A 234-nucleotide genomic window follows, 5' to 3' on the forward strand; every position below is an offset into this window, starting at 1 on the left:
GCGCGAACGGAACCCCGCAGCCGAACCCGCAGTCGTTCGGATGGCTCGCGACCGCGCTGCGTGACCGACTGGGCCCCGACAAGATCATCAGCCTGTACGCCATCGGTCCCTCGTACACGACGACCGACTTCACGCTGTTCGACGCGGCGAACGTGCTCGACTACGCCTGGAACCCCTACTACCCGACGTACGACGCCCCCACCGTGAGCGGGCTCGAAGACCGGGCGCGACTCG

1 pseudogene is annotated in these 234 nt (G+C 67.9%); it reads left to right on the forward strand.

Going from position 1 to position 234, the window contains the following annotated elements:
* Positions 1-234: pseudogene (locus SB753_RS41645) on the forward strand (endo-beta-N-acetylglucosaminidase); the annotation flags it as partial.

Source organism: Paraburkholderia sp. SIMBA_053, from assembly GCF_046534895.1.
In the GTDB taxonomy this organism is placed as follows: Bacteria; Pseudomonadota; Gammaproteobacteria; order Burkholderiales; family Burkholderiaceae; genus Paraburkholderia; species Paraburkholderia caledonica.